The sequence below is a fragment of the Vibrio sp. L5-1 genome (genome assembly GCF_021728315.1).
GTDB lineage: Bacteria > Pseudomonadota > Gammaproteobacteria > Enterobacterales > Vibrionaceae > Vibrio > Vibrio splendidus_K.
Genome location: NZ_JAKKCQ010000002.1, coordinates 529,020 through 549,792 on the forward strand (window position 1 = coordinate 529,020; position 20,773 = coordinate 549,792).

Here is a 20,773-nt window from a genome sequence, read left to right on the forward strand (position 1 = left end):
TAAATGCATCGGAGGCACCATGTCTGATTATTCTTATTTCTGCGGTATCGACCTAGCTAAAAACCACTTCAGTCTTCATGCCGTAGACCAAAATGGTAAGGTCATACTTCATAAGTCAGTAACCCGCTCTAAACTACTGACTACAATAGCAAATATGCCACTCATGAGTATAGGCGTCGAAGCGTGTGGTGGTGCACATTATTGGGCAAGAACACTCAATAAACTGGGGCATGACGCCCGTATCATGGCCGTTAAATACGTGGTTCCTTATCGAACTAAAGGGAAGAACGACCTTAATGATGCAGTCGCTATCTGCGAAGCTGTTCAGCGTCCATCAACTCGCTTTGTACCCGTAAAATCCCCCGAGCAACAAGCCATCCTATCGGTACATAGAATGAGAGAGCATTGGGTTCGTGAACGCACCGCGCTTATGAATCGCATGCGTGCCCTGCTTTCTGAATTCGGATTAATCATTCCTGTTGGTCGCTCTTCATTGTTGAAACACGTTCCCTTAATGCTCGAAGATGCAGAAAATGAACTGCCACACCTCGCAAGAACAGTCATTGCCGATGCTTATCACCACCTTGGTGAGTTGAATCAACGTATCGCCGATACAGAACAAGTCTTTGACTCTTTTGCTAAGGTCAGCGCTAATGTTCAACGAGTGATGAAGGTTCGTGGCATTGGACCGCAAACCGCTACTGCGATACTTGCGTCGATAGGCAATGGTTCTCAATTTGATAAAAGCCGTGATTTCTCAGCTTGGCTAGGACTAGTACCAAAACAATATTCGACGGGAGGAAAGCCTCGCTTAGGTCGGATAACCAAACACGGCGACAAATACTTACGAACACTATTAGCTCACGGAGCAAGGACCGTGATTGCCAACCTTGGCGACAAGCAAGATAAATTAAGTCAGTGGTGTCGGGGCGTTCTAGAGCGGAGAGGAATGAACCGAGCAATAGTGGCACTTGCTGCGAAGAACGCACGAATTATATGCTCGCTTTTACACAATCAAACAGAATATGAAAACTATGCTGCTTAAGTAAAAACCTAAGCAGCATAAAGAGTTAAACCCACCGGGTCATTGCAGACGCTAATGATGGAGATAGGTTAAGACCACTTGCGGAGAGCCTGTTAATGCGGCGGACACACTAGATGTCATCTAACGAATTAGGCACCGCAGTCGCGCAAGTCATCAGGGCCACGACGTATGCGAATCGTCGATAAGTAGGCCGAATGTAGAGCGGCAGTCCAAAACCCATCAACATAAGTTTAGCGGATGTTTGACAACCTGGGGGGAATCCATGTAGCCCTGTTAAGGAGGGGGGAACAACGCAATATCGACGCTTCCGCATACCACCTTAAACACTAAAACCAACGTATAGTAAAAATGCCACGCGTGCCGAATCACTCTTAAATTGTTTGTTAAATTACTTTTCCCGCGATAAATACATAGCCAGCGAAAAGATAATTAAACTCATAGTCACGAGCACTTGAACGAAAGCAATATTCACCAAAATTGACGCCCTATCCTGTACCAGAAACCAACATTAGTAATGTGTCCCAACGGAGAGTGAAGCGGTAAAGGCTGTCAACGGGTCACACACTAGATTGAAAATTAAATATACAGGAGCAGACAAGAAAAAGAGCTCTATATAACTAGACGATACAAGCCTAACTCTCTCATATCGGCTTAAATTACTTCTATTTTTTGAGAAAGCACATCACTAACAAATGCGTATGAGACCTCTAGCATTCGTGAAAAGAAACGAAATAGAAGGAAACCAGCAAAAACTTGAACAAACTCATATTCAAAATTAGATAACACCAAGTAAAGAACTGAGATCGCAACTGTTATCCAAAGGTTCCATGCATTCATAGACTTCAAATAACTTTTTCTTAGCTCTGCCTCAGCTTCTGGACAAAACAATTTAATCTTATTCTTGTAGTATCGAGTAAACCAATACCCTGGGCTAAAGAGCAACCAATGCTCTTTCCCCTTTTTCCACTTACACTCATGCAATGACTTACTTCGACACTCATGTTTAAATAGCTTTTTCCTAAATACGTATTCAAAAAGTATGTACGAGAAATAGGAGTAAATGTAGAAAATCATTTCGAGCCTTGTGATGTTCTTAAACTAAGTAATTTAACGCCGCGTTAAGTAGTGAGCAGCGCTGACCGCCTTACCTAAACCATTGTGCCGTAAATACTAAAGTCGAATCAAACCAAAAATGCCAAGCGTTGGGAATCAGTCTTAAACGCTTTGTTCGGCTTTTGGGCGATCCATCTTTGAAAGTTCTTTATAAATATCCCCTAACTCTTGATATAAAACTGCTTTTTGCACTCCTGAGTAGCTTTTAACATCGACTCTTGAACTTGAGTATCCATTCGCAAAGTGCACGGTTAGATCTTTTCCATCAATGGAAAGAAGCATTTCAATAGCAGAAAGTCTAGTGGCCAATTCTTGAACCCTTACTTGCTTCTGTTGATGTTGTGTAGCTTCTTCTTGTGCCTTTGCACTTCGACTCAACTCTGATCTAGTTTCTTGTAGCTCCTTTCGTGATAACTGTAACTCTTTGTGAGAAATCTCTAGTTGCTGATGCTGAAGCCCTAATGTCAGCAAAAGTGCTATCAGACCTAAGAAGCTAAGTGCTGGATTTAATGTCCCACCTAAAAAATCGCCAACTGTTCCGTATACACCTGGTTCAGTTTTTATAATGGCGCTAAAAGTATCAATATAAAAGTACAAAACCACAGCAATTATGAATGTGGCGATTAAAGAGATTAAAAATAATGCTTTATACAATTTGTTGGAATTTTTCATTTTTATTGACTCGATAATACAAAAGCCTAACGCCGGCATAACACGTTTGCTACTATGCAAACCAAGCTGAATTTTACGGCCTTAATCACTGAAACTAAAGGCAAACTGATAACGTCGAATGTAGCAAATCGTGTTGATGCATTTATTAGATGCTACTTGAGTGATGCCATTTTTGCTTCAAACGCTTTAATTGTCTTAGCGATAACTCTTTGAGTTCCTTCTTTGGAGGTATACTTGATCTCTTCAGGGCATATACCTTGATTCACCAGTTGTCGAAAGTACTCGTCTCGCATTTCTTCGGGAACTTTAAGTTCATCACAAAGATCATCGAATGGGCTAGATGCTCCCGTTAATGCAATAATTTCCGATCCTTTCAATGGTGAAGATAAAACCACTTCTCCCTGCGTCGCCTTGAAGTTATTCAATGCCTTACAATGCAAGCCTTTTTTATTGGTATAGACCCTAACAGCGTCGATGAATTCTTCTGACTCCCAGAGCGCACAGATGTTTACAACAACTTCTGCTTCTTTAGGAGTGTGTTCAAAAATCGCACCAGAAACAGCACTAGGTTTATAGAGCCCTTTAAATCGTTCTGCATATGCTTGATCCTGAGTCCAACTAACTATACCCTCATTTTTAGAGTCAACCATAATTATCTCGAATAGTTCACCGTAGTGAAGAAACCTTTTTCGATAACATACACGATCAACCTTCCTAAATTCATCTGAAATTTTAGCGGATTCTGATAGCAGCTTATCTGCTAACTTAGTCCTTAATTCCTGATTCTCTTTCCATCCATTTTGCCAAGCACCGAGCGTCTCTAGAAAACTATCGCTAAACATCTCATCTCTCTAAATATTAGTAATTGCATATAACGCCTTATTAAGGTGTTAGGCACGAAATACCTGAGTCACCGCATACCACTAAAACCAACGCATAGTAAAAATGCCACGCGTGCCGAATCACTCCTAAATGCTTGTTATGTTTATATTTCAAACCACTGATATGGTGCTGCTAAGCCCATAACTAGTTCATACCCTCTATTAGAAGGGACTATACGTTTAGATACATCATACTCTAACTTAAACGAACCAAAGCACATTACTTTCTTACCGGGCGTAATGAAGCGATGACTTAAGCCAAATTTTAAGCGAGCGATCGGGTAAATATTATTCCCTTTGCCTTGAAGCTTTGGGGAAAGCTCTGCCGACGAGAAACGCCTAGTTGGGCTACTAAAGTTAACTTTATTAACCTGACCTATAACTGCGGCTTTAACTGTACCACTAGCAAGTACCTTTTGGTGTAATTCATCATAGTGCTTAACATCAAAGAAGAATTCATCCCATCTTAATTTTTCTTTATCCACCATAACGAAAATCAACTGACGCATCGTTGGGTTCTTACGCCCATATTCGTAAAGGTCAAATAAGCCATTAAGATTATTTACATAAGGTAACTTTCTACCACGCGTTTTATAGGTTCGTTTTACAGTGTCATGATTATGATTTTTTAAAAAATCATTTTCCTTACCTTTCATTCTCACTTGGTCATTATCATCCATCAAATGGATACGAAAAACCCGGCTACCATTAGCAAGAGCAGTATGAACTTCATTGGTTGAACCTGCTGCATCAATCACTTGTTTGCCTTTTGTAGCAAATGAACAAGTCACTGAATGATCTTCATATTTCGCCAACCTGAAATAAGCTGGAACTTGTGTTGTTTTTGACTTACCTACCCTTTGACTGGCTGAAACATACGCAAGCTCCGCTTCACAGCCTTTTCCACCACAAAATATTGGATCAGGTCTTCCAAAAGGTAAGTAATTTAGAATTGTTACTTGGTTTCGATTTGAATCATAACCAAATGGAATCTTCACTCCACTCACAGAACTCTCCTATAAACATAACGCCCAATTAAGTTGTGAAGCACGCAACCACGGCAGTCAACTTGACTACCGTAATCACTGAACTCAACGCAAACCAAAAATGCCAAGCGTGATGAATCACTTGGAATTGTTTGTTATGTTGATAACCACCCCAACGCAAAAGTACAAAAAACCACCACAGACAGGCTCGAAAAGAACCCAGCAACGGCTTTAACTAGATTGGAAGACTTCAAATTACCATGCTTTTTATCAAGCTCTAACGCCCACTTATATGTACCTACATCTTTCTCGTCAAAGATTACCAAATATAGATGATTCAAGCAGACTGAGAGTACTAACGAACAGATTATCAGGATTACAGGTAGGCACACCACTTCATGGTACAAAAAATAGGCAGATGAAAAACCAGCAACTCCCATAGCTAGTTCCGCAAACTGTTTTGAGCTGTCATAAAAGAATTGTAAATAATGACTTTTTTTAGAGTTTTCAATTAAAGAAGCCCACCAAACTGTAGAGTTGCAACGGAAACATTGTCAGAATTAATTTTTGTTGTCGGATAAACAAGCTGTGCTAGCAGACCAATTATCAAAACACAGGTAAAGGGCTGATCATTTTAAAATTTTCGTATAGTTTTTTCACTTAAATTTAGCTCCATTTGATGCGGGACACTCTGAAAAATAACGCCCAATTAAGGTGTGAAGCACGCTACCACGACACTCAATTTAAACACCTTAATCACTAAAATTGCCCCAAACCGAAAATGCAAAGCGTGCTGAATCACTCTCAAATTGTTTGTTATTCGGCTTCCGATTCGATAAATCGATGGGAGATTTCTTCTAATTCGATGTTTATAGCTTCAATATCTGTATTGATAACTTCGATATCGCCTATATCAACGTTATCTATTGCAGCTTTAATTACACCAACCTCACGATCCAACTCATTGGTTATTTCAGCCAGCATTGCTCTTCTTCGATACACTCTGCCAACGATATTAGAGCTAAGTGCTTTGAAATGACGAGATGTTGCAGTTATTCTATGCCGACTCTCTAGGTCAAGTTTAGAAGCAGCTACAACTTCTATAGCATTAAACAGCTCGATAGATGCCACTTCAATTGCGTGAACGCCATCAATTTCGCTAGGCTTATATTCATTAAGAAAACCTATTTTCTCACCCGGTAGGTAGTCATAAATGTCTTTACAGATATCTTCACCGCACGTATTTACCACATCTTTCAAGAATACTTGAAAACAACGGTCAATTTTCTCGGTAATTTCGGATTCAGCAATTATATTCCTTTCCAATAGTTCAATAACTAAATCATTATTAGACTGTAATTGTAATTCTAGGTTATAAATTTTTTCTACCACCTCCGTAGACAATGCTGGATGAAGGTTCGCTAGTTCATGAATACGCTCTTCTCTACTCATTTTTTCGTCCCTGTAGCTTTAAGGTATGAATCAACTTTTGACTCCCATGCCTCCAAACGTTCTTTTCGGTCTTTAGATTTCTTAGAACCACCATATACACCATACATAGCTTTTGACAACTGATAACCCGATGCCTTAGAGACCACAATAGGTTCACCTGTTGTTTTACTCTTAGTAAACATAAGCAATCTGTTAGCCATTTGGTGACAAACTCCATCAACTCCATACTTGATATTTACACTTTCTTGAGGTTCGTTTGGTTTTGCAACTTCTTTAGCAAAATCCCCTCCCGTATCACTCTCGCCAAAAAGAGTAGCCTTAGAGTGTGGGTCTCCCCAACAATACCAATAATCACCTAAACTCTTATTAGGCTCACCTTGCCCTTTTGAATACGTTGTTACCCAAGTATGGTCAAAAACACCAATTTTTGTCGTATTACCCCAAGCGAATAATCTATTATTTTTTTTCACGTACCCTCCTTGCCGAATAACGCCGCGTTAAGTGGTGAGCAACGCTACCACCTTACCTAAACCATTGTGCCGTAGATACTAAAGCCGAATCAAACCGAAAACGCCAAGCGTTGGGAATGATCTTCACCCGATAAAATGGACACCCTATTATCTTTAACCCGTCGCTACTTCATATTCATGCGGGGTTCGATATCCAAGACTTGAGTGCAGTCTATAACGGTTATAAAAATGCTGGATATAACCGGCAAGCTTATCTCTAAGCTGCTTCTCACTTTTAAAACTATTTTTCCTAATTATGTCGCCTTTGAGCGTATGGAAGAACGACTCTACCTCCGCATTGTCTGTGCAATGACCTGGACGATTCATACTTGGGACCATTCCATTTTTTGATAATAAAGCTTGAACTTCATGAGCTCGATATTCAGAGCCTCTATCGGTATGAAACAATAAGCGCTCTTGTGGCTTTCGATTTCTAATTGCCATTCTCAACGAGCTCATCGTTAGCTGTGTACTCTTCTTACTACCAAGTGACCAACCGACGATTTTACGCGAGTAAAGATCGATAACGACCGCTAGATACATCCAACGTTTACCTTGCTTTATATACGTTAGATCTCCAGACCATTGTTGATTAACTGCCGTTGGTTTTGGTGTGTCTTTTTTAATATTCTTAATCGATTGATAGAACCGATGTAGATTGGCCATTTTCATGTAAATGCGATAACTTCGCGCTCTTAGCCCTTGCTCTCTCATGATCCGAGCCACACGCTTGCGGCTAACCAAAACTCCTTGGCGCCTCAGCTCTGCATGAACTCGTGGACTACCGTAAGTCTCTCGACTCTGGGTAAACACTTTAATTATCCGCTTCTTCAAAACCTGCTCTTCTTGAGCGTAGCAGCTTGGCTCTCTATCAAGCCATGCGTAGTAACCCGACTTAGAAACAGATAGAAAGCGACACATCAATACAATGGAATAACGCGTTTTGTAATGGGCTATGAATCGGAATTTTGTCGATTTTCTTGGGCAACGAATCGTTGCCACTTTTTTAGCAAGCCATTCTCGAGCTTAAGTTGTTCGTTCTGATGTTCAAGCTCTGCAATCCGACTAGACTCAGTTTTCTGACTCGGGATCTTAGTCCTTTTCTTACGTTTATCTTCCATAATAACCCCTTCTCTATAGTCCTTTCGCCATTTAGAAAGCATATAAGGATGGATATCCAATGATAGCGCCACGCTTTTAACTGTAGCTCCTTCTCGAAGCGAAAGTCGGACGGCAGTTACCTTAAATTCCGTGAGATATTGTTGAGTTTTTTTACCTGATTTATAAGCTGGCATAAACACCTCCAATTACAATTGAAGGTGTCCACTAGATCGGGTCAACTACAGAATCCCTCTTGAACAGTTTGTATGGATAATAAGCGCTCCAATCGGGTAATGTGAGACCCAGGCTTTAGCTGCAACTAAAGCTTTCTATGTAGCAGTTCGTTTAAACGCTGGCTCCTCTATCGAGAGACCGATAACAAACATGAACGCTACATAGGACTTCAAGCATAAACCTCGAATAGTCGACTGGGTCTCGAACCCGCATTACGCAAGCATGAGTTAGCTTATTATGAATACCAAAATCAATCAAAGCATCAACGTTGGAGTTGATACCGGCAAAACACAATTAGACATCCACATCAGGCCACTAGACCTATTTTTCTCAGTAGAGAACAATGATAAAGGCATCAAAAAAGCACTCAAAACGATTAAGAGTCATAGTCCTGAACGAATCGTTATTGAAGCTACAGGCCGATTAGAAATGCCTTTTGTTCTTGCATGTGCAGAGGCTCAATTACCTATTGTCAGAGCAAACCCTGTCCACATAAAACGATTCGCTGGTGCTATTGGCCGCAGAGCCAAAAATGATCGTTTAGATGCAGAATTGATCGCTCACTATGGAGAAGCAATCAAACCAGCTCTTACTGTCATAAAGCCAAAAAACATACGCCTAATGAGTGACTTAGTCATTCGCCGAAACCAGTTGTTATCCATGCAAACCATGGAAAAGAACCGAATCCAGATACTTCCCGCCTCTCTCCATCCGACTATCAAACCAATGCTAACCACGATAAAAAATCAAATCACCAAGTTAGAAGAAAAGCTCGTTAAACTCATTGAAGATAACCCTGAATACCAAGCTAAAAACACAATATTGCAAAGCGTCCCAGGAATAGGAAACATTGCCGCTGCATCAATAATTAGCAACGTACCTGAACTTGGTTACATCACGAATAAACAAGCAGCATCACTGATTGGTGTCACTCCAATAACACGCGAAAGTGTGCGCTACAAAGGTAAGCGCGTGATCCAAGGCGGTCGAGCGCAAGTACGCACAGTGTTATATATGGCAATGATGTCAGCCATGCAATGTAACCCCGTATTCAAAGCGACTTATGCTCGACTTTTAGCTGCCGGAAAGCCTAAGAAAGTCGCAATAATCGCGTGTGTTCGAAAGATGGTTGTGACCCTAAACTCTATGCTGAGAGATGGCGCTATGTGGGATGAAAATACAGCCAAAAACTAATCATTGACGCCATAGTCGTTTGTTAGGCGATGACCACGCGCGATACGGTACACGTTTCTACCCACGGCTCAATATCAAATTCTTCTCTAGGATCCAACACCTCAATTTTACTATTAGCCCATAGGCTCTTGGCACTTTCAACCTGCGGATAAGGATCAATTAAAAGAACGTTTTTGATATTTGAACCAAACTTTTTAAGATACTCCAATAATGCTTGGTCATAAGGGTTAAACGCAAAACCAAAAATAATAATGCTTTGTGATTGAGATAGTATATTTGCCCCTAGATCCCAAACTTCTTTTAGTTCAGCTGGAGGCTCTTTTTCAGGAGCCGGAGGGACAATTAGTGCGTTACCCGCCTTTCCTGGCTTACCGCTAGTATATTTGGTGTCTTTATCCCACGAAAGTGAGCCATGGAGCTTAACCAATGGTGTGTCACCAGTAACTCTTAAATGCGCATTTTGCCATGGAAACTGTGGATTGATTCCTCGACCTCTTAATTGCTCCCCAACCACGCCATAATTAAAGCCCGATGTTCCAAGTGCACATTCGACAATCGTGTCATAGTTACACGTAATAATGCCGTTTAGACCAAAAACTTTCAGCTTCTCAAAGAATTGTTTTAGGGCAACAATTTTTTCATTTTCTCTAACAACACGCTCGTCAAACATTGCTGCTGAATATGACCCACTAATTCTAGTCATAAATGGTTCTGTAAGGCGTCGATTCACATACCAGATAACTCGACTTTTCCTGTGGCTAGATTTTTCAACGCACCAATGAACAAACTTTTCTGGAGTGCAATCGGGGTTGCTTTCCCTCCACAGAACCCAGTCTTTTTTGATGAGCTCAAGTCTTCTCTCTTCGGCGTCAGAGGTGGTGCCTATATCAAAATCAAACAGATTATTAACTAACGGTAGGTCAAACGCCCATTTCGAAAAGCCCGCACCTAGAAATAAAGTTACCAATGAATCCTCCTCATATCGCCTAACGCCCTGTTAAGGGGTGAGCAACGCAATACCTAAGCCGCTGCATACCATCTTAAACACTAAAACCAACGCATAGTAAAAATGCCACGCGTTGCGAATCTCTCTGGAACAGTTTGTTAAACTGCTGGGTGGCGAGCCTTCTGTTCTACACACGCGTATTGAAGGTTCGCTATTAACATGTTGGATGCTCGTTTGTAGCTGATCATTGCTAATAAGGCGAACACTGTAAACAAAACTACATACAAGAAGTCTTCAAAACTACTATTTAAAAAGTGTCGTCTATTTTTTCGCCCGACAAACTGAGAAAGCGTAGCTGGAAGTTAAGACTTAATAGATACAGCCCCCAAAAAGCACCAATTATCCATTTGTAGAACTTCACTTTAGCATCAATACGTTGTTCGACTTTCTCAAGGTTGCTTTCTAAGAGTTCTATGCCTGACTCACTTTGAACTCCGTTTTTATCAAGTATATCGACAATTTTATTAACACTAGCCTCAGTCGCTCCATAGAATGCGTAAGCACTAGGTGTTGAAAAAATTGTTAATAACAATATTCCCCAAATGCAGATATTAAATAATATGAGAAATATCTCTTGAGGCATCTCCATACTTGATGAAAACAGTGCCAATAGCACCATTAATGCAAAGCTCGTAAAAGACCATACAGCCATAGGTTTGGTGAAATCACCGAAGCCTAGCTTTAGGTAGACCAAAGGATAGACAAAAAGTCGTTGAACTGGCTTCAGCAAACTTCGATTTATAGAAAATCCGAGTAAAGCAGACTCTGAAGCTTCTAATATTTCTTTTGTTTTTATAAACATCTGATCAACCCCTGCTGGCTATGACAACGCTTAAGTATTTATCCGTTGTCGTAGCACAATGGATAAATACCTGTTGGACTTGGCCGCTTCTATCTATGGAATTTGCTTTTTAGGACTGACTTACGTTCCACTATTATTATTAAGACCGGTACCCCGTCAGCCGTACATTTTCCACTTCTAGCCGCCAATTTATCTACAGCGACTATACCCGTTGCATAATATTTTTAAAAGCGAACAATACCCCTCTCTCGCCATAACACAGCGAAAATTTTATTCATTATAATCAGACAACTAGGTCAGTCGGTGCTCTGAAACGACTGTTCTAGGCCTGATATTGATGCACACAAGTACCATAGTATTGTTATGGCAGTTCGGACAACACAGTTTCTCTTTCAACACTTCCGACTTTTCTGCGGGTCGCTCTCGTAAGTTATGTCTAATTTCCGCTGTCGCTTTTACCCATACAGCCTTGGCTAAAAAGCCATAGTAGCGTATACGCATTAGCCCTTTAGGCAACACATGTAAAGTAAGCGTCGAAGTAACTCGCCCGCATTACAACACATTCTTTGCGTCCCATTGGTTCGATAGTCTTTGTAACTCATCGTGATACGGCCATCCACGTTATAACTTAATTGGTTTGGATTTAGCCCGATACGATTGCAATACCGAGATAGATACCCCACTACCGCTGTGGGCTCGTGGAGTACAGGTTTACTGTACACAACCCATCTCTTACTAGCGGCTTCTTCTAATAAGTTCTTGATAGATGAAATTCGGATTCCGAATTCCTCCAAAACTAAACAACTGACAAAAATCACTTCTGGCCACTTTTCGGCATAACCTCAACAGGTGGTACTTGATGCCAAACAATGTCACTTGTGCCTGTATAGATTTTTGTTGTTTTTGCGTTCGCATGCGCCATTCGCTCGGTAGCACTCTGCCCTTGCTGTTCAATCATTCGAGCTGCTAGTCCTCGAATTTCATGATAGGTCGGCCTTAGCGATTTCTTTAGATGGCTATATAGCCCTAAAGAGTCTCGAACCTTACTGAACTCTTTACTTATATTGTGGTGATGTACTTGGTAAAGATGGTCGGTCTCTTTTGAAATGCCACGTTGCTGCTGTTTGGGTTTACGATGAACGATATAAGGACAAATTAATCTCGATGTTTTAGAAAGGTCGACAATGTCTTTAATCGTCTGAGTGACAGGAATGGCTACAGTGGAAGCATCGGATTTTTTCACCTTCTCTCGGTGAACATATAGCATTCCATACACAGCATGCCCATCAACATACTCCACCTCTTTGTCAGGGTTCCAAAGAATCCCACAAACGCCTTCCCGTGGTTTGTATATACGATAACGAAGCCTATAGATCTCTCTCACAGCATGAGTCGTCTCAAGTGTTAAGCTCATTGCGACCTTAAGAAACAGTGGCGCTGCATCGTAGACCTTTTGGTAGTTTTCGATATCTAGGTCGTGGCGAGCTTTTGTGTAATCTTCTCTGGTCAATCGACGCTGTTTTTTATTGAGTACAAAATTACTCTCAATAGCGCTCTCATCAGCAAGGTAGGAAAATACCTTTTTAAGATTACTGATCTTATTGTTGAGCTGACGATTACTTAACTCTGAATAGTATTTCGAAAGGAACTCATTGATGTGCTGTAACTTGATCGATTTGGTTGGCAACCGCCCCATGAACTCATCAAGGCGGTAACAGTCCCTTCCCAAATTTCGATAAACGTCTTTGGAAAGCCGTTCTTCTTTCTTCACACGAGACAACACTAATGGAAGCCACTCTTTTAAAGGCCGATTAAATTTGTCCTTACGGCCTTTGGAGACAGCTTTACGAAATGGGGTCATCTCAGAAAGGGAAAACGCGCTTCCTAGCTCAGGACGATATTGCAAGTTGTAAACATGCGCAGCTTGTATCGCTTCTTGCTCTACAGTCCCGATAGGAAATAGCTTCTTCACACCATCTACGGTCGTAAACCGAAATCGAGATTGCCCCCTATGGCTCATTTTCACCAAGAATGGAGGGTAATGAGCCGTTTCTTTGCTTCTAGCTCTACCAACCATTTATGACTCCAAGAATCTTAGAAGTTCACTCACCCTGTCTGCAGGGTTCCCTATCTCGTCGTCAACACAGACTAAATATCGGCCCGTTGGCGTTCTAATGCCCTCGAGCTTGCCATGTTTAATCCAGTTTATGATGGTGGTATTGCATATCCCTGAATCAGGGTAAAACTCATCAATAAATTGTCTAGGTCTGATTTTACGCGTCGCCATGTCGTTCTCCTTACCTTTCTCACTACATGAAAATTAAGATTTTTCATCTACTGGTAGAAAAACTATGCACGATTTTTTCAGTGACATTCTATTTGCGCAGCAATTAACGAAAAGGATTCCCGAAGCGTAAAACGATTCAACGAATCGATTTCAAGCCCACTTTAGGGTGGACTAATACAGTAGTACCAAGTTGCTAATACATTGATTTTATTTGACTATTTCATTGGCCTTTTTAACCGTTTTTTAGGCCAATTATAGCTTAACCACCAGCTCTAAATACATGAAATTCATATAAATCAACATCATACAGCTAAGATTACTACCAACATCGGGGTTTCCTTGAACCGTTGCACGGTGGTTAAGTTTGATTTTCTCGCTTGTGTTAATGCTTAACTTACAACAAGCTTTTTGCTCAGCCTTTCATACAATTCAAAAGCTTCCGTTTTAGATATCAAATTTCCGAGAGCGTATTGATAAGCGAGCTCAATATCGTCGCTTTGGTTGGGGTAATAGCGCTTGGCGACTGCAGCGCACTGGCTCAGATTGGTGTACCAACTGCCGTCTTTCTCAGCCACAAAGTAATACGCCGCTCGAACTAGCTTCTTGCCAATCACCTTGGCGACATCCGTATCAGCCATTGTTTTAAAACTCGGGGTCATTTGCTTAAGAAAAGTCGATAAATCGCCATTAAGAGCTTGGGCTATTTCATTACTGGGCTTATATCGTGGAAACTTTATAGATAAATCATTCCCCCAAATACAACAGCAACAATGCTTGAGCCAAAACTGCCAATGGAATTCTTCGCTGGGCTGCAGAACCTCTGAGAGAGATCCTGGATCAATATCAAGCTTAGTCACTTGAGGATAGATTTGGGGTATGGTGTCAGAAAGGTGCTTAAATACTCCCCTCTCTTTTTGACCAAGCGGCGTAGTGAGTACGATAGAAACATCCAAATCAGAGCTACCAACAATGGCCGTTCCTCTAGGCACACTCCCATACAGGTAGATACCATCAACTTGACCTGGGAGCTCTCTTAGCAACGAATCAACGACTGCTGACACCACGTCTTGAAATTCAGGCGCAATGTTCTTTGGCGAATAAAGATTTTGAATGAACCCTTCTCGATCGAGTCCTCTAGTTTGTTCTTGCACCTTGGGTTCCTATTTTAATCGTTATAATTAATCACACCGGATTCTGATGATGATTTGAGGAGTGCCAGTGGTTAAAGTAACATTAACTCTCGCTTAGTTTTATCGTCCAGCTTTTCAATCGCGTAGCGAAAAGCAACTCTTGGTATTACAGCATGCTTAGCGTTTAAATAACCAATAACCTGTTGAGGTTCCTTTTTACTGAGGACTTTAAGCATCCAACCATATCCTTTCTGTACGAGGTCATGATCATCTTTTAACAATAAATCCGACACACGAAACGGATCCAACGCAGAATATCGATTCTTATTGATAGAATAAATTAAGGTGACAGCAGCAGCTCTACGTACAGAAAAATTGGAATGCTCGACCCATTTGGTTGTGAGTTCGAACAAATCATTGTACTGAGACAGTAACTCACCAAACGCATGAGTACAGAAATCATCACAATCATTCCAGTCAGTAACGTAGTGGAGTAACCAATGTTCAAATATGAAGAACGTTTCTTTAGAATATTGTTTTCTTACTCTAAAAGCCCAGTCGTAAGCAATAACACCTAACGCCCAATCCCTTTCTTCAAGCAATTGAGTACACAGGGACAAAACATTAGAGATATCTTTATTTTTGATGGTTTTAAAAACGAGCGCCGATATAGATCGAACCTGCCCTGTTTTAACACTAGCCTCTGGATAACCAACGTCTGAAAGATGAAGCTTTACCGTTTCAACGATATTCATTAATTGCCAAACCTTCATAGAACTAAAATTAATATCAAAGTGAGATACACAGCACTTAAACCATACGCATTGGATTTATAAAATATAAGTTACCTTAATCACAACATTCATTATTGAGCATTTAAATTACCACTAAAATAAGGATATTCCCTTTGGTAAGAGTAACTTATAATGCATACTAGCGGCCTTTAAAAGAGGTGCTAAATGAAAAAGAACGGTTTTACACTTATTGAGCTTGTTGTCGTTATTGTGATCCTTGGAATACTCGCCGTAACTGCTGCTCCAAGGTTCCTCAACGTAAGTACTGATTCTCATATTGCAGTTGTAAAAGGCACTGGAGCCTCTTTTAAAACAGGGGTCGATCTTGCCTATTCAAAAAATTTAACCTCAAACGGTGGCGGTGCTTCCACGAACGTCCCTATCTATGATGACTCTGCAACAGGTCAGCTCGATTTCAATGAATGGGGATACCCGGCCCAACAATGGCACTTACCCGAAGAGTCCCCAAGATTAGATAACGCTGAAGACTGCATTTCGGTATGGGGCGCACTGCTCCTCGATCCACCTAGTATTTCAAGTTTCAATTCACCAGAAGAAACCGACTACATTGCTGAATATATACAGACGGATCAGTGTATCTATCATTATCGAGTCGTGCCGGGAGTTTCCATTAACTACAACTCAATGAATGGTGACGTCACTGTAGACGATGAGCCAGATAACTAAGCGCTAAATGTTGGTCTTTCAGAGTACTTGGGAATTTACGGTTTCTCTCAATAAAAGTGCCACACATTAAGAATCAACAGCACACATTTAAGACTGACTTATTTTGGCGTAAACAAGCGTGCTGTCCATATCTCCTGATGGCAAACGTCGATCATTGGCTAAGCGATCTTCAAGTTGATAGCCACATCGTTTGGCCACGGCCTGACTTTTAAGATTCGAGCCTGCCATCCTAATTTCGACTCTTTTCGCACCTTTTTGAGTGAATGCATATTCTTCGATAATTCGGACAGCTTCACTCACGTAACCCAAGCCCGTTTTTGATGTTCGCAACCAATAGCCGATTTCAAAGTAAGGGACAGTATCGTCTCTGATCATAAAACCAATAGCCCCGATAAATACCCCTGTTTGCTTTTCAATAATATTGAACCAGAACTCGCCAGTAAAGTTGGCGAAATTATTGGTAGCATCTTGAATGTTAAGTTCTAGCTGCTCTTTACTTAGAGAATCAGAAACCCAAGGTAAGAATGGGGAAAACTCGGCCTTGCACTCATTTATCACCTCAAACATCTCTTCGCTGTATTTTAATGATGGAGGGGTTAATTTGAGCCTTTCACTTTCCATCACCAAGCCTTTTTCCAATCAGAACGTAGAACCGCCAACACAACGGTATCCCACCATTGACCTTTGAAGAATCGATGATCTTTAAAACACGCTTCTTGTTTCATTCCCATTGACTTACATAATTTAATCGCAGCCAAGTTCTTGCTGATGGTTTCGGCGTAGATACGGTGTATGCCTAACTCTGAGAAACCAAAATCAGCGAGGGCTTCAGAAGCTTCTATAGAAAGCCCTTTTCCCTGAATTTCCCTTGAGAAAGCACAGCCCATCGAAGCTTGTCGCTCGCCCTCAAGGCGCAAACAAACGGTTCCAATAAACTTCCCCGAGTCTTTGCTTTCAACCACTAATTGAAAAGACCGGCGCGGAACTTCCAAAGCCTGCGCAACAAACAACTGAGTTAGCTCTCGATATTTGTTAGGTTCACAATCACTTTCGTCATAGAAACGCTGATACTTCACGTCTTGAGACATCGCAACAAACGCACACTCGTCTTCGAGACTCATATCTCGAAGAATCAACCTGTCAGTTTCCAGCTTAAACATCAAAGTTCCTTTTTATCTTATAGCCTTGAAGGGAAAAGTCTCGAAGGTGTTTACTCGTATACTTTCCCGTTATGCTTTAACCAACCATGAGTATGATGATTACGAGGGTCTTTGTGTGTCCAGTGCATTACGCCACCTTTCTTGTTCCACTCATATTCACCATAAAATTCAATTCGATCGCCCTTTGCCAGTCCCTGAACACGAGGCGCTAAGTCAATATTATGTGCGACTAACAAGGTTTGTCCGCTATCGAGTCGCAAAATGAATTTCTGATGTCGAGATCCTTTATTATCATCAGGAAGTACTCGATACACCGTACCCGAGCCGCGCACCTGAACGTCGCTTTGATGATTTTCGTAAGCTTGCTTAAGTCGCGTATCATTCGCTTGAACATGACTGATGCCGAAGCTAAGCAGCACCAAAAGTAGAGCGCAAAATTGTTTCATTCCTTTCATTTCCCATATCTGTGTGTTGATTTGGGATACTGACTGGGCATCCCATCTTTTAACGATGCTTGTACTGAGTCGGACAATAACCTCTCGAAACGTCCGAACTGCGCAGTTTTACATGCTTGGTCGAGCGCCCAGAAACACGTGAGCGCCACAGCTTAAAACTGCCAAGCTTGAGATGGCTACGCATAAAACGAGTCACTTGCGATTCATTCAAACCAAATTGCAGTTCTATTGCTTCAAACGGCGTTCGGTCTTCCCACGCCATTTCAATAATTCTTGATTCATTCTCTTTAGATAACATCATGCATACTCTTCCTTTATAAACTGGGAGAAATACGCTCGTCTTAGATTTAAAGATCACAGGGTGACCACTTTGAACTCCACGACTTATAAAGTTCGATAAAACAACAGGCTAGCAGCGAGGCAATCATGGGGTTAAATAAGCTTGTACGAACTCTCTAAGCACTCTCGCATTGTTGTGGTATTTGCTATCCCCGCACTTTATGCCATCCACTCTGATGTCCGGGCTGGAATAAGCAGGTATAACATCTCTCTCATAAGACATCACAGTCCCTCTGTCAGCACAAATTGCGCCGAAGGAATATTGAGGAGCTCTTGGATACGTTCCAGAAATGTAACTTTCGATACTATCAAAATCTTTCAATAACGTTTTATAGTCATGATTAGCACCACTTAAATGGCCAATTTCATGCTCCATTAAGTAATCAGGGCAGTTTACCGCTAAAGAAAAAAAGTAGGATACTGAAGATGACATACCACAATAATCAGACTCAAAGCTAAAATTATAATTAGAAAATACTATCCCAGTAAAAATGGGGACGCCGTCTTCTGTTGTTTCTGGAATCGGCTCATCCATCGAGAGTTTTAATAACCTCTCTGCTGCGCCCAAATCTTGAAACCAAAGGCTGTCGATTTCTGGCGTATAAGTCACCTTGGTAACTTTTCTCGTCATAGGGATGCAGGAGTTCTTCAATACCAGATTCGAATAGCTTTCCCATGTCGCTATCTTAGAGGCTATAAATGCTTTGGAATATTCGGCTAACACCGATTCATCAACATAAAGGTGTATTTCTGTATTCAAAACCTCGCTCTGTGCACAAGTAGGAAACTCGATGCTTTGAGCATTGGAGAGTCGACTATTGCTCAACACTATAATCAAAACACAACCAACTAACTGGATGAGCCTTTTAAAAGAACTCTCACTGACTCGTGTATTCATTTCCACCCTCTCCCTATATTCAAAACCACAAAAAGCATCACAAATGCCGTGACTTAAGATTCATATCAATCACCATTACACATATAAGCATTGGCCTCTCAAAGTAACCTGCACTATCTGTGTTTTTCAGAAAACAAAAAGCTCGCCATGCAATGACGAGCTTTATTGATTATGGGAGTTCAACGGTTATAAGACCCTGGCATTAACAAGGCCCAAATACGAAGAAATCTAAAGTATTAAGACACCTGATCGCGCAAAGCCAATTCAACGTTTTTCAACACTTTGAACTCTTCGCGAGTACAACCGCGTGCCACGGAAACCCAATGGTCGCCAGTTTCATCGGCTCCTTTAAACTCTGCACGCAATTCATATCTTCGCCATGTAACAAACGCCAAGATAAAGGTCAGTGCAAGCATCGGTAAACCGAACTGAGGAACAAATGCCCAAGTCGCAGCCGAGAGAACTAAAGCCAACGAAACAATATTGATTGCGTTTTCTTTAAGACCCAATTGACGAATTTCTAACTGTTTGATTTTACGTAAGCTATACACATCTTTCTTCACTCGGAGTTCGTTAGAGCTCACCAGAAAATCTGATGCTTTGTATGACCTACGGAGTCGCACTAAATTCGCTAACCTGTTGCGTGTTTGGTTCTTTTTCATCGCCTTTCTCCATGTTATTAAAGGTTAGTAAAAACTAATATAATCATGAAGTTAATGAACGAGCGCTTATTTTATAAATCAAACTAATATTAAAATCAAGCTTATGCAATTAATAACACTTATAACAACACCATCTTACATGTCAAATTTCAATACAAAGAAGGCTTATTAAGGAATCTACTCATCATAAATCGGTGTACTTTAGTTAAGTGAGATATAGGCCGATAGTGATTCCGATAATCGACCGAACATACTAAACGGCGGGCATGGTTCACCCTGCTTTGTAACTACTTATTTCAAAGAGATTTTTGCAATGAATCTCACGCTCTAGGAATGCTGAACCACGGTCACATAACGCTCCATCTTCCATAATCAGAACAGCCACCCTCCCTCTTGATCATTGATTTTTTGAATACCAAAATCATTCAATTGAACATATCAACATAGCTTATCAATTAAGCAATTGATTTCATAACAAAGAGACTGTACGCTTGCGTTATGCACACGGTTACCTAATGGAGATCACGATGAATGAACTACTGACATGCGCTATGGAACAGAAACAACGAACAACAGTGACGAGTTTATTCGCAAGAAATGGATTCAAGATCGCTGCTACTGACTTTGATGATGTGACTTTCGAACGAGAGAGTGTGTTGGTCAATGTTCGTTTTGATGCGTCTTCAAACGTTGAATCGATTTCAATTCTAAACAACTAACGAGCTCACAAGCAGGTCGCTAAAATAATTGAATGGCCAACATTCGAGTCATTTTAGCGTATCTTGCGACCTGCCATTTTCTACTTCATCCCCATCCTCTTCTTTTCAAAAGTCACCGAGTGACAATTAAATCAATAACTCGCAATTCCATGAGCTTGGCTTATATTTATTAATACCCTTTGAACAAAAATTCGAAATGATGCCTATGTTCCTAACTCGGTTAATTTATGTCAGTACGCTTTCCGAATGTTGTGATTCCAAAGCATTGGAGGAGATACTCGCTATCTCGCGAGATCATAATCGGCAGAGCCATTTAACGGGGCTTCTCAGCCATAATCAAAAGTACTTTCTTCAATGCATTGAAGGGTCTAGAGAGGCCGTTAACCACACGTACAATCATATTCTTAACGACGAGAGACACAATCACGTCGCAATACTTTATTTTAAAGAGATTGATAGCAGAGAATTTGGAGATTGGTCGATGGGAGACATTCCGCAGTCCAATTTAACCGATCTGTTGAACTTACAGTTTTCAACGTCAGACCAATTTAACCCGTACGAAATGTCTGGCGAAAGTGCTTATCGAATGCTTTTAGAGTTAAAGAAAAATTTGCCATCTGAATAGATCTTCGACCCGACTTAATCCC

At 41.0% G+C, this 20,773-nt stretch carries 24 protein-coding genes; 5 read left to right on the top strand and 19 right to left on the bottom strand.

Going from position 1 to position 20,773, the window contains the following annotated elements; translation table 11 throughout:
- Positions 1-19 precede the first annotated feature (19 nt).
- Complete coding sequence (locus tag L3V35_RS09165) at positions 20-1,045, top strand: IS110 family transposase (protein ID WP_237299429.1); 1,026 nt, start codon at positions 20-22, stop codon at positions 1,043-1,045.
- Between the two features lie 1,215 nt (positions 1,046-2,260).
- Here the strand turns inward: L3V35_RS09165 and L3V35_RS09175 are convergent.
- The 6 genes from L3V35_RS09175 to L3V35_RS09210 all read right to left on the bottom strand — a co-directional run bounded on the left by L3V35_RS09175 (position 2,261) and on the right by L3V35_RS09210 (position 7,953).
- Positions 2,261-2,830, bottom strand: a complete 570-nt coding sequence (locus tag L3V35_RS09175) for a hypothetical protein (RefSeq protein WP_237299430.1) — start codon at positions 2,828-2,830, stop codon at positions 2,261-2,263.
- A 152-nt stretch (positions 2,831-2,982) separates the two neighbouring features.
- Positions 2,983-3,672, bottom strand: coding sequence for a hypothetical protein (locus L3V35_RS09180; RefSeq protein WP_237299432.1), 690 nt, complete (start codon positions 3,670-3,672; stop codon positions 2,983-2,985).
- A 143-nt stretch (positions 3,673-3,815) separates the two neighbouring features.
- Positions 3,816-4,718 (bottom strand): hypothetical protein, encoded by a 903-nt coding sequence (locus tag L3V35_RS09190; RefSeq protein WP_237299435.1) that lies wholly within the window; start codon positions 4,716-4,718, stop codon positions 3,816-3,818.
- 795 nt (positions 4,719-5,513) lie between these two features.
- Positions 5,514-6,149, bottom strand: a complete 636-nt coding sequence (locus tag L3V35_RS09200) for a hypothetical protein (RefSeq protein ID WP_237299438.1) — start codon at positions 6,147-6,149, stop codon at positions 5,514-5,516.
- Positions 6,146-6,619 (bottom strand): hypothetical protein, encoded by a 474-nt coding sequence (locus tag L3V35_RS09205; protein ID WP_237299440.1) that lies wholly within the window; start codon positions 6,617-6,619, stop codon positions 6,146-6,148. Before L3V35_RS09205 ends, L3V35_RS09200 begins: the two co-directional genes overlap by 4 nt.
- A gap of 153 nt (positions 6,620-6,772) precedes the next feature.
- Positions 6,773-7,953, bottom strand: a protein-coding gene (locus tag L3V35_RS09210; RefSeq protein ID WP_237299441.1) for an IS3 family transposase whose coding sequence is annotated in 2 segments (ribosomal slippage) — positions 6,773-7,674 and positions 7,674-7,953 — 1,182 coding nt in all. Because the reading frame shifts where the segments join, the coding sequence is not laid out codon by codon here.
- 277 nt (positions 7,954-8,230) lie between these two features.
- Here L3V35_RS09210 and L3V35_RS09215 point away from each other — a divergent pair.
- Positions 8,231-9,187 carry an IS110 family transposase gene (locus tag L3V35_RS09215; RefSeq protein WP_237299443.1) on the top strand — a complete coding sequence of 319 codons (957 nt, stop codon included), beginning with the start codon at positions 8,231-8,233 and terminating at the stop codon, positions 9,185-9,187.
- 22 nt (positions 9,188-9,209) lie between these two features.
- Here L3V35_RS09215 and L3V35_RS09220 read toward each other — a convergent pair whose 3' ends face one another.
- From L3V35_RS09220 to L3V35_RS09255, 7 genes are all read right to left on the bottom strand, one after another.
- Positions 9,210-10,154: an SIR2 family protein gene (locus L3V35_RS09220; RefSeq protein WP_237299445.1), complete on the bottom strand. Its 945-nt coding sequence runs from the start codon at positions 10,152-10,154 to the stop codon at positions 9,210-9,212.
- 286 nt (positions 10,155-10,440) lie between these two features.
- Positions 10,441-10,995 carry a hypothetical protein gene (locus L3V35_RS09230; RefSeq protein WP_237299447.1) on the bottom strand — a complete coding sequence of 185 codons (555 nt, stop codon included), beginning with the start codon at positions 10,993-10,995 and terminating at the stop codon, positions 10,441-10,443.
- A 500-nt stretch (positions 10,996-11,495) separates the two neighbouring features.
- The gene (locus L3V35_RS09235) at positions 11,496-11,813 is read right to left on the bottom strand and encodes a transposase (protein ID WP_346730172.1); all 318 of its coding nucleotides are present in this window, start codon (positions 11,811-11,813) and stop codon (positions 11,496-11,498) included.
- Positions 11,810-13,072: an integrase gene (locus tag L3V35_RS09240; protein WP_237299450.1), complete on the bottom strand. Its 1,263-nt coding sequence runs from the start codon at positions 13,070-13,072 to the stop codon at positions 11,810-11,812. The genes L3V35_RS09235 and L3V35_RS09240 overlap by 4 nt, the downstream gene beginning before the upstream one ends.
- Positions 13,073-13,282 (bottom strand): hypothetical protein, encoded by a 210-nt coding sequence (locus L3V35_RS09245; RefSeq protein WP_237299452.1) that lies wholly within the window; start codon positions 13,280-13,282, stop codon positions 13,073-13,075.
- Positions 13,283-13,671: 389 nt separating this feature from the next.
- The gene (locus L3V35_RS09250) at positions 13,672-14,433 is read right to left on the bottom strand and encodes a nucleotidyltransferase domain-containing protein (RefSeq protein WP_237299454.1); all 762 of its coding nucleotides are present in this window, start codon (positions 14,431-14,433) and stop codon (positions 13,672-13,674) included.
- 71 nt (positions 14,434-14,504) lie between these two features.
- A complete protein-coding gene (locus tag L3V35_RS09255; RefSeq protein ID WP_237299456.1) occupies positions 14,505-15,167 on the bottom strand; it encodes a DNA alkylation repair protein in 663 nt (220 codons plus the stop codon).
- Between the two features lie 204 nt (positions 15,168-15,371).
- Here L3V35_RS09255 and L3V35_RS09260 point away from each other — a divergent pair, with 204 nt between their 5' ends.
- Positions 15,372-15,893 carry a type II secretion system protein gene (locus L3V35_RS09260; RefSeq protein WP_017083309.1) on the top strand — a complete coding sequence of 174 codons (522 nt, stop codon included), beginning with the start codon at positions 15,372-15,374 and terminating at the stop codon, positions 15,891-15,893.
- A gap of 87 nt (positions 15,894-15,980) precedes the next feature.
- Here the strand turns inward: L3V35_RS09260 and L3V35_RS09265 are convergent, their stop codons facing one another.
- The 6 genes from L3V35_RS09265 to L3V35_RS09290 form a co-directional block, all read right to left on the bottom strand.
- Complete coding sequence (locus L3V35_RS09265) at positions 15,981-16,514, bottom strand: GNAT family N-acetyltransferase (RefSeq protein ID WP_065205504.1); 534 nt, start codon at positions 16,512-16,514, stop codon at positions 15,981-15,983.
- The gene (locus tag L3V35_RS09270) at positions 16,514-17,053 is read right to left on the bottom strand and encodes a GNAT family protein (protein ID WP_065205505.1); all 540 of its coding nucleotides are present in this window, start codon (positions 17,051-17,053) and stop codon (positions 16,514-16,516) included. Before L3V35_RS09270 ends, L3V35_RS09265 begins: the two co-directional genes overlap by 1 nt.
- Before the next feature lie 50 nt (positions 17,054-17,103).
- Positions 17,104-17,499, bottom strand: a complete 396-nt coding sequence (locus tag L3V35_RS09275; protein WP_054546616.1) for a DUF3465 domain-containing protein — start codon at positions 17,497-17,499, stop codon at positions 17,104-17,106.
- Between the two features lie 58 nt (positions 17,500-17,557).
- Positions 17,558-17,809, bottom strand: coding sequence for a TIGR03643 family protein (locus tag L3V35_RS09280; RefSeq protein WP_237299458.1), 252 nt, complete (start codon positions 17,807-17,809; stop codon positions 17,558-17,560).
- A 123-nt stretch (positions 17,810-17,932) separates the two neighbouring features.
- Positions 17,933-18,745 carry a zinc-dependent metalloprotease gene (locus tag L3V35_RS09285; RefSeq protein ID WP_237299459.1) on the bottom strand — a complete coding sequence of 271 codons (813 nt, stop codon included), beginning with the start codon at positions 18,743-18,745 and terminating at the stop codon, positions 17,933-17,935.
- 236 nt (positions 18,746-18,981) lie between these two features.
- Entirely contained in the window at positions 18,982-19,407 is a 426-nt protein-coding gene (locus L3V35_RS09290) for a hypothetical protein (protein WP_004734639.1), read from the bottom strand.
- A 527-nt stretch (positions 19,408-19,934) separates the two neighbouring features.
- Between L3V35_RS09290 and L3V35_RS09295 the strand changes: the two genes are divergently transcribed.
- Positions 19,935-20,126, top strand: coding sequence for a hypothetical protein (locus tag L3V35_RS09295; protein ID WP_004734640.1), 192 nt, complete (start codon positions 19,935-19,937; stop codon positions 20,124-20,126).
- A 205-nt stretch (positions 20,127-20,331) separates the two neighbouring features.
- On the top strand, positions 20,332-20,751 hold the full coding sequence (locus tag L3V35_RS09300; protein WP_123325881.1) for a BLUF domain-containing protein: 420 nt from the start codon (positions 20,332-20,334) through the stop codon (positions 20,749-20,751).
- The last annotated feature ends 22 nt before the right edge of the window (positions 20,752-20,773 follow it).